General features: G+C 72.2%; 13 protein-coding genes. 7 read left to right on the forward strand and 6 right to left on the reverse strand.

Annotation, left to right across the window (positions count from 1 at the left end):
- The first annotated feature begins 14 nt into the window (after positions 1-14).
- Together ACIOMQ_RS31280 and ACIOMQ_RS31285 are read left to right on the forward strand one after the other, a co-directional pair.
- Positions 15-374 (forward strand): GNAT family N-acetyltransferase, encoded by a 360-nt coding sequence (locus ACIOMQ_RS31280; RefSeq protein WP_362203173.1) that lies wholly within the window; start codon positions 15-17, stop codon positions 372-374.
- Positions 375-409: 35 nt separating this feature from the next.
- Positions 410-1,036 (forward strand): aspartate/glutamate racemase family protein, encoded by a 627-nt coding sequence (locus ACIOMQ_RS31285; RefSeq protein WP_401267800.1) that lies wholly within the window; start codon positions 410-412, stop codon positions 1,034-1,036.
- A 371-nt stretch (positions 1,037-1,407) separates the two neighbouring features.
- Here the strand turns inward: ACIOMQ_RS31285 and ACIOMQ_RS31290 are convergent, their stop codons facing one another.
- Positions 1,408-1,851, reverse strand: a complete 444-nt coding sequence (locus tag ACIOMQ_RS31290) for a hypothetical protein (protein WP_402191288.1) — start codon at positions 1,849-1,851, stop codon at positions 1,408-1,410.
- Between the two features lie 125 nt (positions 1,852-1,976).
- Here ACIOMQ_RS31290 and ACIOMQ_RS31295 point away from each other — a divergent pair, with 125 nt between their 5' ends.
- The gene (locus ACIOMQ_RS31295) at positions 1,977-2,549 is read left to right on the forward strand and encodes an alpha/beta fold hydrolase (RefSeq protein WP_402191290.1); all 573 of its coding nucleotides are present in this window, start codon (positions 1,977-1,979) and stop codon (positions 2,547-2,549) included.
- 16 nt (positions 2,550-2,565) lie between these two features.
- On the opposite strand, the gene ACIOMQ_RS31300 is transcribed toward ACIOMQ_RS31295, so the two are convergent.
- Positions 2,566-3,981, reverse strand: a complete 1,416-nt coding sequence (locus tag ACIOMQ_RS31300; RefSeq protein ID WP_402191293.1) for a tetratricopeptide repeat protein — start codon at positions 3,979-3,981, stop codon at positions 2,566-2,568.
- A 204-nt stretch (positions 3,982-4,185) separates the two neighbouring features.
- Between ACIOMQ_RS31300 and ACIOMQ_RS31305 the strand changes: the two genes are divergently transcribed.
- On the forward strand, positions 4,186-5,601 hold the full coding sequence (locus ACIOMQ_RS31305; RefSeq protein WP_401757106.1) for a M64 family metallopeptidase: 1,416 nt from the start codon (positions 4,186-4,188) through the stop codon (positions 5,599-5,601).
- Between the two features lie 7 nt (positions 5,602-5,608).
- On the opposite strand, the gene ACIOMQ_RS31310 is transcribed toward ACIOMQ_RS31305, so the two are convergent.
- The 3 genes from ACIOMQ_RS31310 to gndA all read right to left on the reverse strand — a co-directional run bounded on the left by ACIOMQ_RS31310 (position 5,609) and on the right by gndA (position 9,502).
- Positions 5,609-6,406, reverse strand: a complete 798-nt coding sequence (locus tag ACIOMQ_RS31310; protein ID WP_362203159.1) for a family 1 encapsulin nanocompartment shell protein — start codon at positions 6,404-6,406, stop codon at positions 5,609-5,611.
- Positions 6,406-7,479, reverse strand: a complete 1,074-nt coding sequence (locus ACIOMQ_RS31315) for a Dyp-type peroxidase (RefSeq protein WP_362203155.1) — start codon at positions 7,477-7,479, stop codon at positions 6,406-6,408. The genes ACIOMQ_RS31310 and ACIOMQ_RS31315 overlap by 1 nt, the downstream gene beginning before the upstream one ends.
- A gap of 580 nt (positions 7,480-8,059) precedes the next feature.
- Positions 8,060-9,502, reverse strand: a complete 1,443-nt coding sequence (gene gndA, locus ACIOMQ_RS31320; RefSeq protein WP_401267812.1) for an NADP-dependent phosphogluconate dehydrogenase — start codon at positions 9,500-9,502, stop codon at positions 8,060-8,062.
- Positions 9,503-9,673: 171 nt separating this feature from the next.
- Here gndA and ACIOMQ_RS31325 point away from each other — a divergent pair, with 171 nt between their 5' ends.
- The 3 genes from ACIOMQ_RS31325 (at position 9,674) to ACIOMQ_RS31335 (ending at position 12,651) form a co-directional block, all read left to right on the forward strand.
- Complete coding sequence (locus tag ACIOMQ_RS31325) at positions 9,674-10,294, forward strand: TetR/AcrR family transcriptional regulator (protein WP_402191296.1); 621 nt, start codon at positions 9,674-9,676, stop codon at positions 10,292-10,294.
- On the forward strand, positions 10,287-11,153 hold the full coding sequence (locus ACIOMQ_RS31330; RefSeq protein ID WP_402191299.1) for an alpha/beta fold hydrolase: 867 nt from the start codon (positions 10,287-10,289) through the stop codon (positions 11,151-11,153). Before ACIOMQ_RS31325 ends, ACIOMQ_RS31330 begins: the two co-directional genes overlap by 8 nt.
- A gap of 139 nt (positions 11,154-11,292) precedes the next feature.
- Positions 11,293-12,651: a transglycosylase family protein gene (locus ACIOMQ_RS31335; protein WP_402191302.1), complete on the forward strand. Its 1,359-nt coding sequence runs from the start codon at positions 11,293-11,295 to the stop codon at positions 12,649-12,651.
- Here ACIOMQ_RS31335 and ACIOMQ_RS31340 read toward each other — a convergent pair.
- Positions 12,621-13,862: a DMT family transporter gene (locus ACIOMQ_RS31340; RefSeq protein WP_401757110.1), complete on the reverse strand. Its 1,242-nt coding sequence runs from the start codon at positions 13,860-13,862 to the stop codon at positions 12,621-12,623. The genes ACIOMQ_RS31335 and ACIOMQ_RS31340 overlap by 31 nt on opposite strands.
- Positions 13,863-13,902: the final 40 nt, after the last annotated feature.

The raw sequence follows: 13,902 nt of genomic DNA on the forward strand, positions 1-13,902 counted from the left end.
AGGGAGTACCCGTCATGGCAGAACAGACCGACCGGATCGAACTCGACATCCGCGACGACCGCGCGAGCGGCAATCTGCTCGCGTACGAGAACGGCAAGGCCGCCGGAGTCATCGCGTACTTCGTGATGGACGGCGAGCCCGCCGCGCTCGTGGCCGTGCACACCGTCGTCGAACCCGGCCACGAGGGCAAGGGCATCGCCGGCGCCCTCGTCCAGGAGTTCTACGCCATGGCGGGCCGTGAGGGCGTCCCCGTCGTCCCGCTCTGCCCGTACGCCGCGAAGTGGGCGCAGCGCCACCCCGACCGGGCTCCCGAAGCCCCGGCCGAACTGGTGGAGCAGGCGAAGGTCCAGCTCAAGTCCCACCCCGAGCTGTAGGGATCCCATCGGCCGGGGGTTGTACCGTTTGGCCGATGACACTCGTCCTGCTGCACACCTCCCCGGTCCATGTTCCGGTCTTCGACGCGCTCCGGGACACGGACCATCCCGGACTCGCCCTGCGTCACCTCGTGTACGAGGACCTGCTCACCCGGGCAAGGGAATCCGGCCCGGAATCGGTGTCCGGCGAGATCCGGGCGCTGCTCGCGGGCGCCGTCGCCGAGGGCGCCTCCGCAGTGCTCTGTACCTGTTCCACGATCGGCGGGGTCGCGGAGTCGGCCGCGGCGACGCTCGGCGTCCCCGTGCTGCGTGTCGACCGCCCGATGGCGGCCGCTGCCGCGGAACGGAAACGCGTGGTGGTCCTCGCGACGGTCACCGGCACCCTGGAGCCGACCCTCGCGCTGCTCGCCGAAGAGGCGGGGGACCGGCCCGTCGAGCTCCGTACCGTCATGGTCGACGGAGCCTGGGCGTGCTTCGAGGCCGGTGACCGTGACGGCTATCTGGACCGGATCGCGGCCGCGGCCGATGCGGTGACGGACGCCGATGTGATCGTGCTGGCGCAGGCGTCCATGGCCGATGCGGTCACCCGTACGGCCACCGGGATCCCGGTGCTCTCCAGCCCTCGGCCGGGTCTCGCCGCCGCGGCCGCGGCCACGCGCTGACCTGCCGTTCGGGTTCCGGGTCCGCGCGGAACATTCGGAACCTGCACGGGTGGACTCACCAGGCGAGGGCAGCCCCCCCGGGGGACGGTGGAAGGAGATCCACCCCGAACCGCTCGGAGGCCCCGATGACCGATCCGTACCCCGACCCCGTGCCACCGGCGCCCACTCCGGGACCGATGCCGGGGCCTCCGGCGCCGCTGCCGGAGCCGCCGCCTCCGCCGCCGGGCCCCGTCCCGCCCGGCCCGTCACCGGATCCGATTCCGCAGCCGCCCACACCCGAGCCGGTACCGGCACCGGAGCCGTCACCCCGGTCGGCCGGACAACCGCTGACCGGTGCACCTCGCGGGCTCTGTTCTCTCGGACAGTACGCCTCAGGCCCTGGCCAAGACGGCGTTCGCCCGCGCGGTGACCTCGGTGAGCACGCGGCCTGCCGCTGCCAGGTCCTCGGCCGGCAGACCCGCGTACAGCCGGGCCGTGATCTCCGCGATGCCGGCCCTGTTCGCATGCCGGCGGTCACGACATGCGGGTGTGAGGCCGATACCGGCCGTGCTGCCCGGGACCTCCTCCAGCAGCCCCGCGGTGGTCAGTTCGGCCACCGCCGCTTCGGCGGCCTCTGCGTCGATCTTCAGCGTGCCGGTCATACGGTCGACGAGTCGGCCGGCCTCCATCGCATCGCCGCTGTCCGCGACGACGTTCAGTGCCACCGACTGGTGGAACGTGGTTCCGGTGGTGGCCAGCAGCCGTTCGAGAACGGCCCGGGTGGCGTAGTGGGCCTGGCCGATGACCTGGCCGTTGACGGTCGGTGTGGCAGACATGGTTACTCCTTGGCCGATTCGGTCGATGAACCCGGAACTGCGGGAATCGGTGTTTCGAGAAGCGCTGTCAACGTGCGGGTGAATGCCTCGGTGTCCGCGCCGTCGAGGCCGCCCAGCGGGGCCAGTTGCTGATCGAGGAGTTCTCGTACGACATCGACCGCGTGGAGCGTGACCGCGCGGCCCTCGTCGGTCAGCGCGAGCTGGACGGCCCGGGTGTCGACTTCACCCACGAGCAGCGCCGGGAGGCGGCCGTCCTGCGGAAGGCCGAGCCGTGGTTCGGGGCCGCGCACGACGCCTACGGAAGAGTCTGGACCGGTGCCGCCACCGACGCCGACTTCGACGCCAGTGCCCCTTTCTTCTACGGCCGTTGGGACGTGGGTGCCGAGGAGCACGCTGCATCCGAGAGGGAACAGACCAACGAGGAGGCCGCGGACATCTATGCGTCCCGCGGCGCTTTCCACCCCGAGGCGGCCCGCACCGCCCTGACCGCGTGGGACGTACCGGTCCTCGTGCTTGCGGGCGAAGTGGACGGCGGCCCGCTTCCCCGTGTCGCCGCCGACATCGCGGAGTTGTTCCCCCGGGCCGAACTGGCCGTCCAGCCGGACGCGGGCCATTACCCCTGGCTCGGCGACCCCCGCGGATTCACCCGGACCGTCGAGGCGTTCCTCACCCAGGGGCGAGGCGGGCCGACGATCTGACTCGACCGGACGGAACTCAGGCGGTGGGCGGCCGTACCGGCGCCGGTCCCAGCGTGGTGCTGCCGGGAGAGGCCCGATGCCCGAGCCCGGTCCGGTACGCGTCCATCGCCGCCTCTGTCCGGCCCAGGCGTCGCAGCAGATCGCCCAGGAGTCGGCAGATGTCCGCGAGATCACCTGCGGCGCCCGCCCGCTCCAGCAGGGCCAGCGCGATGACGTAGTGCTCCTCGGCGGAATCGGGATCGCCCTGATCCTCGTGGATGAGGCCGAGCAGCCGGTGCGCGCCGGCGGCGTGCACCGAGCCCCGCTCGGGGTGCAGTTCGCCCAGGAGCCGATGCAGCAACTCCCGGGCCTGGTCCGCCTTGCCACGCCGGCGCAGCACATCCGCCAGCTCCACCTCGACCTGTGCCGTGTACAGGGCGGCCCGTTTCGACGCCAGCATGTCGCGGGCGGCGCGCAGCTCGGTCTCGGCGCCGGACAGGTCGCCGTCCTGTGCGTGTACGTAGCCGCGCATCCAGTGGCAGTGCGCCAACTCCGTACGGATCTGGAGATGTTGGTAGATCTCGGCCGCCTTGGCGAGGGAGGCGTCCGCCTCCGTGGTGCGGCCCGCTGCGATGAGCGTTCGCGCGACGCTCCGGTGCAGTCCGGCGACCAGCTCCGGATCGGACACCTGCGGTGCGAGAGTCAGCGCCAGCTCGCCCGCCTGGGCGGCGCGTGCGTGGGCGCCCATGTCCATGTACGGTGCGATCGCGGCCGTGTACAGCAGCAGGAGTGCGCCGGGGTCCTGCAGGCCGGAGGCGTTGAGCTCGTCGATGGCGCTTTCCAGCAGGTAGCAGGCGTATCGGAGTTCGCCTGCCAGGAGATGTGCGACGGCCCGGCCGCGGACGGCCGGGGCGCGCCGGGGGAGCGGGGCGTCGGCGAGCAGTCTCTCCGCGGCCTCGAAGTGGCCGCGGGCCATGGGCAGATCGCCCGTCTCCAGTGCGCACTGGCCGAGCCCGAGCAGGGCTGCGGCGCGTTCGCCGTCGAGTCCGTGCCTTTCGGCCTCGGCGAGCAGTCGGGTGTAGGTGGCGGCGGCGTCCTCGGCGGCGCCGGTGGCCAGTGTCCGTTGGGCCTCGACGAGCTTCAGCCGCAGATCGGTGGCGAGATGGGCGGGGCGTCCGGTCGCCAGTTCCTCGTACGTCACGCCGAGCCGGTCCGCGAGATGGCGCACGGCCGCCTCCGACGGGCGGACCCGGCCCGCCTCCAGGGTGGAGACATAGGCGGGGGTGTAGGAGGGCTCGGCGAGCTGTCGCTGGGTCAGTCCTCGTGCGGTGCGCAGCCGTTGTACGCGCCGCCCGACGGCTCCGGGATCGTCGTCGCCCGGGCCGTGCGCGTCGTCCGGCCCGTGTCCGGAACCCGCTCCGGTAGCTCGTCCCGTTGTGCGCTTCTCGTTCATCGCGCCGTCCCTTCTGCCTCGCACGGCCTCGAAATGCGGCCCATGCATCGTCAATGCCCGATTGCAATCCTCAACCAAGCGGTCCCTGGGTCTTGTTCGGAGACCCGCATCCTTCTAGGTTAAGCGGCAAGTTAAATCCACTTAACTCGTGAGTTACGTGATGGTCGTGCCCGGGAAGTGCCCCGGAACCTGAAGGAGTTGTCCATGCGCATACGCCCCCACACGCGCCGAACAGCAGTATCGGTGGCGGGACTCGCTCTCGCCGGTCTCCTGGCGGCGACCGCCGCCCCCGCCCCCGCGTCAGCTGCCCCCGCGGACACCGATGGCGGCCGGCGCGTCGAGGCCGAGTACTTCCCCGACCCCGGCGGCCCGGGCAGGACCGTGGAGGTCCCCGTCGCCTCCCCCGCGCAGCGGGGCAGAAGCGCCGCCGCCCGGCTGAGCGCTGCCGAGGCCGCAGTCGACGGCACGGTGGGCGAGCAGGCGGTGACCGGTCCCACCGACGACCGCCTGGACGTCGTGATCATCGGCGACGGCTACACGGCCGGCCAGCAGGACGACTTCCACGCGGACGCCACCGCCAAGTGGGCCGACATCACCCGCCTGGAGCCGTACAAGAGCTACCAGGGTCTGTTCAATGTCTGGACCGTCGATGCCGTCTCCAACGAGTCCGGCATCAGCGGAGACCCCGGAGCGGACACCGTCAAGGACACCGCACTCGGCAGCTACTTCTGGTGCTCGGACACCGAGCGGCTGATCTGCACCGACACCGACAAGGTGGCCGCCTACGCCGCCAAGGCCCCGGCCGCGGACCTCGTGGTCGTCATCGCCAACTCCACCAAGTACGGCGGCGCGGGCTACTCCGGACTCCAGGCCGAGGGCTACCCCTTCAACGGAGTCTCCACGCTCTCCTCCGACCACGCCTCGTCCAGCCTGATCGCCGCCCATGAGATCGGGCACTCGGTGGGCCTGCTCGACGACGAGTACACATACGATGCGTACGGCACCTGGACCGGAGGCGAGCCGGGCGGAATCAACGCCACCACCTACACGCCCGCGCAACTCACCGAGAAGCGGGCCAAGTGGTACCGCTGGCTGGGGCAGAGCGACCCGGCGGGCGGCACGGTCGGCACATACGAGGGCAGCGCCTACTACCCGTTCGGCATCTACCGCCCGACCGCCTCATCGATCATGCGCGAGCTGAGCAACACCGAGTTCAACCTGCCGGGACGCGAGGCGATGATCGCCGGGTTCTACCGCGCGGGCAACGCACTGAGCAGCACCGTCGACAGGGATGCCGCCGTCGGACGCGGCCGCCGTATCGCGGTTACCACGGCGGGCCTCGGCACCGTCGGCGCCAAGCCCCGTACGCACGGGCGGCCCGGCGCCGCCACCGGTCTCGCCAGGACCGATCTGCGCTGGTACGTCGACGGCGTCGAGAAGGTCTGGGCCCGGGGACGTACCGCCGTGACCCCGGCCTCGCTCGGAGTCCACGCGGACGGCCGCGGCCACAAGGTGACCGCCGAGGCCGTGGACCGTACGGACGCCATCCGCGACCCCGCCGTCCGTGCCCTGGCCACCGACACCCTCACCTGGAGCGTCAGGCCGACCGGGCACCGGTAGCGGTTTCTCAGGCGATGATCGGGACGACGGCCTCGGGCGTCAGCATCCGGAAGGTGAACGCCTGGTGGAAGTAGAGCCGGATGCTGGTCGCGTCGTGGTCCTGATAGCCGATCGACAGATCCTGGCCCAGGCACAGTTCGAAGTCACCGCCACGGGTGGACAGCAGTACGCCACCCGCGACGGCGGGCGCCCAGAGGATCTGGTCGTCGAGCAGTCGGGCCAGATGGGTGGCCACCGGGTATCCGTGGTCGGAGGTCTCCGTCGCCTCGGTGTAGGCGTCCGCGCCGAGCAGCAGGCGGTACGGGCCGTCGACCCCGGCCAGCCGCAGCTGGGTCAGTGCCTGGCTGACGGTGGTCGGATAGTCGCGGGCGTCGGCCGGAAGCGGCAGCGGTGTGTGCGAGGAGCCGTCGCGGAGACCGGTGATGCCGGCCGACGCGTACCCGTCGATGATCGCCATGTCCTCGGCGAACGCACAGGTGCGGGCGGCGTCCTTGACGGGCTGCCAGTCGCTGTCGTCGGAACCGCGCTCGACGTCGTCCACCGCCGACCGGGTCACCGTGAACGGCACCCGCCAGTCGATGACGGGAACCGATGTACGGGCCCGGGCGATCACGTCCGGCGTGGGCGGGTCGATTCCGCGCAGATGGCCGTCGCCGATGGCCGCGAGCCCGGGGCCGTCCGGCCCGGTGACATCGACGACCCGGCGGCCCGCCAGATGACGGCTGAAGGTGCGCCGGGCCTCTTCTTCGATCTGGGCCCAGGCGGCTTCCGTGACGGGGGCGAGTTCGCGGTGGAGGTTGTTCATCACTGGGCACTTTCTCGCAGGCTGCCGATGTGCAGCGAACCGTCGTCCGACCGGACCTGGGCCGGGGCCTGCGCCACCGCAGGCGCGGACACCGGCTCCGGCAGGGCCTCGGCCGCGGTCACGGCGGGCGACGGCGGCGGGGCGTCGAAGAAGTCGGCGCGGGGGGCGTGGAAGAGCGTGCCGGTGACCGCCGTCGAGAAGTCGAGGATGCGGTCGTGCGTGCCGGGCGGATCGCCGAGGAACATGTTGCGGAGCATCTGCTCGGTCACGCCCGGGTCGGCGGCGTAACCGATGAAGTACGTGCCGAACTCGCCCTGCTCGAAGCTGCCGAACGGCATGTTGGCCCGCAGGATCTCGCGCGAGGTGCCGTCCGGTTCGGTGATCGTGTTGAGGGCGACATGGGAATCGGCGGGCTTGACGTCGTCGGGGAACTCGACGTCGGCGAACTTCGTGCGGCCGATGACGCGCTCCTGCTCCTCGGTACTCAGCGCGTTCCAGGACGCCAGGTCGTGCAGGTACTTCTGCACGACGACATAGCTGCCACCCGCGAACTCCGGATCCTCGGCGCCGACCAGGGCCGCCGACCGCGCGTCGGCCCCCACGGGGTTCTCGGTGCCGTCGACGAAGCCGAGCAGGTCCCGGCGGTCGAAGTAGCGGAACCCCTGTGTCTCGTCGACGACCTTCACCGCCCCGCCGAGCCGGTCGAGGAGCCGGGACGCCCACTCGTAGCACACGTCCATCCGTTCGGCCCGGATGTGGAAGAGCAGATCCCCCGGGGTGGCGGGGGCGTGGTGGCGTGCACCGCGCAGTTCCCGGAACGGGTGAAGGCCCGCCGGCCGCGGTCCCGCGAACAGCCGGTCCCAGGCGTCGGAACCGAAGCCGGTGACGGAGACCAGACCGGTGCCGGGGAACCGGAATTCGATGGCGCGGGCCGTCGGCGCCAGTTCCGGCAGCACCTCGCGGACCACGGGCTCACCACCGGGTTCGATCGTGGCGACGAGGATCAGGGCGGCACTGGTCAGCGGTGCGACGACGGCCTGGGCCGCGACCGGTTCCGGCGTGGCGTCGGGCATACGGGGACTCCATGGGGCATGGGGCATCAGCGGTACGGAACGTCGGTGGGCTCGCGGGGCGGGGCGACACGAGGGCCCGCTGCCACTTACGCACACCTACGGCGGGGCCGCACCCCGAGTCACCCGGCCGGGCGACCGGGGGCCGGGGCCTGTCATCCATCGGGTCCTCGGCGCACCCGCGGACGTCGCACGGGGTGACGAACGGCCGGGGCGGCAACCGGGGCATCTGCCGGCCTCGACCGGCTCGCAGGAGGCGGTCGCGGCCGGAGCGGCGTGCGGAGCCCGGTCGGCGGACGAGGGAACGCCGTGTCGGTCGGCAGGTTCCCAGGGGGCGTGCAGGAGGATCCGCGCACGCCTCGTACCGCCCGACGGCCTCCTCGCCCCGGAGGCCCATCGGACCGCGAAGCCGCCGCCCCGGACGGCGCCGCCTGGCCCGCCGGTCCGCCGCCCGCCCGCCAGGCGGGCCGTGGCCGCCGGGCGGGAGCGCCGTCGAGGACAGGGCCGCTTCGATGCCCCGGGACCCGTACCCGTGCCCAAGACGGAGCACCGGTGCCCGTCGGCGACCCCGGTGCTCCGTCGATCAGCCGGCCTCGATCTCCGACCGGTCGCCGCCCCAGAGCGTGTGGAAGGAGCCCTCGCGGTCCGTACGCCGGTACGTGTGCGCGCCGAAGAAGTCGCGTTGCCCCTGGGTGAGCGCCGCGGGCAGCCGGTCCGCGCGCAGCCCGTCGTAGTACGAGAGGGCGGCCGCGAACCCGGGCGTGGGCACCCCCTGCCGTACCGCCTCGGCGACCACCGTCCGCCAGTCGTCCTGGGCCGCGCCGATCTCGGTGGCGAACTGCTCGTCCGAGAGCAGGCTCAGCAGGTCGGGGCGGGTGTCGTAGGCCGCCCGGATCCGGTCCAGGAACGCGGCCCGGATGATGCACCCGGCCCGCCAGATCGCCGCCACCGCGCCGAGGTCGATGTTCCAGTCGTACGCCTCGCTGCCCGCCCGGATCTGATGGAACCCCTGGGTGTACGAGACGATCTTGGACGCGTACAGCGCCTGCTCCACCCGGCCGGCGAAGGCGGCGGCGGCCGGCTCGTCGAGCGCAGTGGCCGAGGGGCCCGCCAGATCCTTGGCCGCCTCGCGCAGATCGGTGTGGCCGGACAGCGAGCGGGCGAAGACGGCCTCCGCGATGCCGGAGACGGGCACCCCGAGATCCAGTGCGATCTGCACCGTCCAGCGGCCCGTGCCCTTCTGCTCCGCCCGGTCCTGCACGATGTCGACGAAGGGCTTTCCCGTGGCCGCGTCGGTGTGGGCGAGCACCTCCGCCGTGATCTCGATCAGATAGGAATCGAGGCGGCCGGTGTTCCAGCCGCGGAACGTCTCGGCGATCTTCGCGGGGGAGTAGCCCGCCACCTTGCGCAGCAGGTCGTACGCCTCCGCGATCAGCTGCATGTCCGCGTACTCGATGCCGTTGTGGACCATCTTCACGAAGTGCCCGGCCCCGTCGGGGCCGATGTGAGTGGTGCACGGGGTGCCGTCCTTCGCCTTGGCCGCGATCTTCTCCAGCAGCGGCCCCAGGGACTCGTACGACCGGGACGAGCCGCCCGGCATGATGCTCGGCCCGTTCAGCGCGCCCTCCTCGCCGCCCGAGATGCCGACGCCCACGAAGTGGATGCCGCGCTCGCGCAGGTCCTTCTCGCGGCGGCGGGTGTCCTCGAAGTGGGCGTTGCCGCCGTCGATGATGACGTCGCCCTCCTCCAGGAGCGGCGCGAACTCCTCGATCACGGCGTCCGTCGGACCGCCCGCCTTGACCATGATGACGAGCCGGCGCGGACGTTCCAGCGCCGCGACGAACTCCTCCGGCGTCCGTGCGGCCACGAAGGAACCCTCGCCGCCGAATTCCTCGACCAGGGCGTCCGTCTTCGCGGTCGTCCGGTTGTGCACGGCGACCGTGAAGCCGTTGCGGGCGAAGTTGCGAGCGAGATTGCGGCCCATGACCGCGAGTCCTGTGATGCCGATCTGCGCGGTGCCGCTCATCTGTGTGCTCTGCAATCTGTGTCGGGGATGCCGGGATCTTCAGTATGGATACGGGGCGCGGGGACGGCTGTTCGGCATGGGCCGTATGGATCCGCCGGCGAACGCCGCCTGTGTATATTAGGAAATCGCCTAGGACCCCTAGGTGACGTATCGCTCCTGCGGAGGTGGCGGATGGTGCGCGCGGGTCTCACCGCCGAACGTGTGGTGGAAGCGGCGGCCGATCTGGCCGACTCCGTCGGCTTCGACAAGGTCACGATCTCCGCGCTGGCCCGCGGCTTCGGAGTCAAGGACGCCAGCCTGTATTCCCACGTCAGGAATCTGCACGATCTGCGGACCCGGGTTGCACTGCTGGCCGCGGGCGAGTTCATCGACCGGATCAACGCCGCGGTGGCGGGCCGGGCCGGGAAGGGTGCCCTGACCGCGTTCGCCGACGCCTATCGGGCCTTCGCGCTGGAACGGCCCGGCCGGTACGAGGCGACGCAGATGCGGATCGACCCCGAGGTCGTCGTGCGGTCGTCCGCGTACCACCGCACCATCGAGACCACCGGCGCGATGCTGCGCGCCTACGGCCTGGCCGAGCCCGATCTCACGGACGCGGTACGGCTGCTGCGCAGCACCTTCCACGGCTACTGCGCGCTGGAGGCGAACGGCGGCTTCGGAGCGCCCCGCGACGTACAGACGTCCTGGGAGCGGTCCGTCGAAGCCCTGCACTTCCTGCTGGAGCACTGGCCGTCCGCGACGGGCAGGAGCGAGCGACGAGCAAGTACGAGCAAGGGGGAGAACGATGACTGACCGCACGGCACCCACCCGCACGGGCCGCCTGAAGGTGCCCGGGGCGACGCTGTACTACGAGGTGCGCGGCGAGGGGCCGTTGCTGCTGCTGATGCCCGGCGGGAGCGCCGACGCGGGGATCTACGACCGGATGGCGGCGCTGCTGGCCGACCGGTGGACCGTCGCCGCCTACGACCCGCGCGGGTACTCGCGCAGTGTCCTCGACGGTGGGACCGGCGACCAGCGGGTGGAGGTGCAGAGCGAGGACGCGTACCGGCTCATCGAACTGCTGGCGCCGGACGGCGCGCCCGCGGCCGTCCTCGGCTCCAGTTCGAGCGCCGTCGTCGCCCTGGATCTGCTCACCCGCCATCCGGAGCGGCTGCACCGGGTGGTCGCGCACGAGCCGCCGTCGGTGGAACTGCTGCCCGATCCGGAGCAGGGGCGCAAGCTCTTCGCCGCCGTACGCGAGTCGTACCGCGGCGGCGGGGTGGAGGCGGCGCTGGCCACCATGACCGAGGGGCTCATGGGGCCCGAAGCGGACCGTCCGGCCGGGGGCGCCCCGCGCGCGGCGGCGGCCGAACCGTCTCCGCGGGAGGCGGAGGCGTTCCGGCGGATGCGGGCCAACCTCCCGGTCTTCCTGGAGCATGTGCTGTGCGCCTTCACCGGTTACGCACCGGATCTGGAGGCCCTCGGGCGTGGCGCGCAGAAGCTGGTCGTCGGAGTCGGGCAGGACTCCCGTATCCTGCTCACGGCGATTCCGGGAGTCCGGCTGGCGGACAGGACCGGTGCCGGGCTCGTGGAGTTCCCCGGTGGGCACACCGGTTCCACCGAGGATCCTGACGCGTTCGCCGCGCGACTGCGGGAGGTGCTGCTCGACTGAACGGGCAGGAGGCCGGCGCGGTCACCGACGCAGGCCGGCCGTGACGGACGGGCTGCCTCTGCTCTCTTGTCAGCGGCCTTTGCCTGCCCATAAGTTGGGCGCTTGCGACATGTCCTACAGCCTGTGGGGGAGCCAAGTCATGGCCGCGAACGGACGGCACCGCAGATATCAGCCCAGTCGGCTCAACCGCGCCTCGCTCACGGTCACCGCCGGAGGCGCGGGCATCGCGCTCCCCCTCATCGCGGCGGCGTCGGCGGGCGCCGCGTCGGCCGATGTCTGGGAGAAGGTCGCCGCCTGCGAGTCCACCGGCAACTGGCACATCAACAGTGGCAACGGCTACTTCGGCGGCCTGCAGTTCACCCGGTCGACCTGGGCGGCGTACGGCGGCACGGTCTACGCCCCGCGCGCCGATCTGGCCACCAGGGACGAGCAGATCGCCGTTGCGGAGAAGGTGCTCGAAGGACAGGGGCCCGGTGCCTGGCCGGGCTGCTCGACACGGGCGGGGCTGACGAGTGGTGGGGACGCCCACGACGTCAGCACCCAGTCGGAGCACACCCGTCAGGTGAAGGCGCCCGGGAAGGCCGCCGCCGGGAAGCCCGGGGCGAAGCGGACGTCCACGCCCGCCACGCCGACCACCGTGCCCGGCAAGCGCGAGGCGTACGTCGTGGCCCGTGGTGACTCGCTCTCCGCGATCGCGCAGAGCAAGCAGGTGCGGGGCGGCTGGCAGCACTTGTACGCGGCGAACCGCAAGGTCGTGGGAGACGACCCGGATCTCATCTTTCCCGGACAGCGGCTGAGCCTCGACGCGGCTCAGGCGGCGCGGACGGGTTCCGGCGCGGGCCCGGCCGAGGCAGCGAAGCCGAAACCGCAGCCGAAAGCAGAGCCGAAACCGCAGCCGAAAGCAGAGCCGAAAGCAGAGGCGAAAGCGGCGACCGCACCGCATCGGAAGGACACGCCGCAGCGCCGGGCGGCCGAGCCGAAGCAGCAGCAGGCCGCGTCGCAGCGCCAGGCCGCGAACCCTCACCACCAGACCGCGAAGCCGAAGCCGCACCCGAAGAAGACCGAGAGCCGCAAGCCGGATCGGGTGGAGAAGCACTCCGGTCTCGTCGCGCCGGTGGCGGCCGGTACAGGCACCCCGTACCACCAGTCCGGGTCCTGGGCCAGCGGCTACCACACCGGTGTCGACTTCCCCGTCCCGACCGGCACTTCGGTGAAGGCGGTCGGTTCCGGCACGGTCGTCTCGGCCGGCTGGGGCGGGGCGTACGGGTACCAGATCGTCATCCGGCACAGCGACGGCAAGTACAGCCAGTACGCGCATCTGTCCGCGCTCCATGTGCGCGAGGGCCGGCAGGTCTCGGCGGGCCAGCGGATCGGCCGCTCGGGCTCCACCGGGAACGTCACCGGTCCGCATCTGCACTTCGAGATCCGTACCGGCCCCGGCTACGGCTCGGACGTCGACCCGCTGGCCTACCTCAGGGCGGGTGGCGTCAGCGTCTGAACGGCCGGTCCGGCGTCGTCAGCGGCCGCGGACGACGCGCCGCCCCGCCGTGCGGCGCGGGTGTACGACGACCCGCCGGGCCCGAACTCCGCCTGCCCGAGCCGGCACTCCAGCGGCTTCAGCAGAGGCAGCAGTGGAGCTCCCGGGAAGACCCCCGCGTCGGCTCCGACGGCCGCGGCGGGCGCCGAGGCCGCGGGCGCCGGCGGGGCGGGCATCGACACGGCGGGTTCGGGAAGAGCGGCACCCGTCCGTGCCGACTGAGGCAGGGCGAACGCGGGTCCGGAAATTCCCTCGGTGCCGGACACCCCGTCCAGGCCCTCGCCGTCCGTCCCGTCCCCCGGAACGACCGCGCGCCCGCTCCCCGCGCGCTGCCCGGCGCGGTGTTCCGCACCCAGCCGTTCCGTCGTCAGCAGGATCAGCCCGCCCGCGGCGACCACTGCGCACGCCAGCGCGAGCACGGCGCCCGACGTACCGTGCCGGAAGCTCTCGTCGAACATGGTGATACCGACGGCCGCGGCCACCACCGGGTTCACCACGGTCACCGTGGCCAGCGGCGCGGTCAGCCCGGCACCCCGGTACGCGACCTGGGACAGCAGCAGCCCGGCTGCCGCGAAAGCGACGATCGCCGGCAGCGCCGGCAGGCCGGCCCACGCCGCACCGGACGCCCACTGCATCGCCACCGTCTTCGTGAACACCGAGGCGATACCGAAAGCCACCCCCGCCGCCCCGGCCAGGACCACGCTCCTCACCACCGGCCGGTGCACACCCCGGGAGATCAGGAAGAGCACCGCGACCCCGCCGAGCGTCACACCGGCCAGCACCAGCTGGTCCGGGCCGCTCAGCGCCCGCGAGTCGCCGCCCCCGGTGAGCGCCAGCAGGCCCGCCAGACCGACGCTCGCCATCATCGCGCCACGCCACGCGGTGGCCCCCGCCCGGCGGCGTACGAAGAGCGCCGCCATCGGCAGGGCGAAGACGATGGTCAGCGCACCGAGCGGCTGGACGAGGCTGAGCGGGCCGTAGGCCAGCGCCACGACATGCAACACCGCGCCCAGCCCGTTCAGCGCCACGGCACCCCACCAGACACGGTTGCGCAAGGGGGCGAGCGAGCGGCCGTCTCCAGCCGCGGCCACGCGCTCCTGGACTATCGCCCCAGCCGCATAGGCGACCGCGGAGACCAGCGACAGAAGCACGGACAGCGCAAGGGAACTCATGTACACCACCATGTCCCTTTCGGGCGGCCGCGTCGTCGTC

The organism is Streptomyces sp. NPDC087845, from assembly GCF_044742755.1.
Taxonomy (GTDB): domain Bacteria; phylum Actinomycetota; class Actinomycetes; order Streptomycetales; family Streptomycetaceae; genus Streptomyces.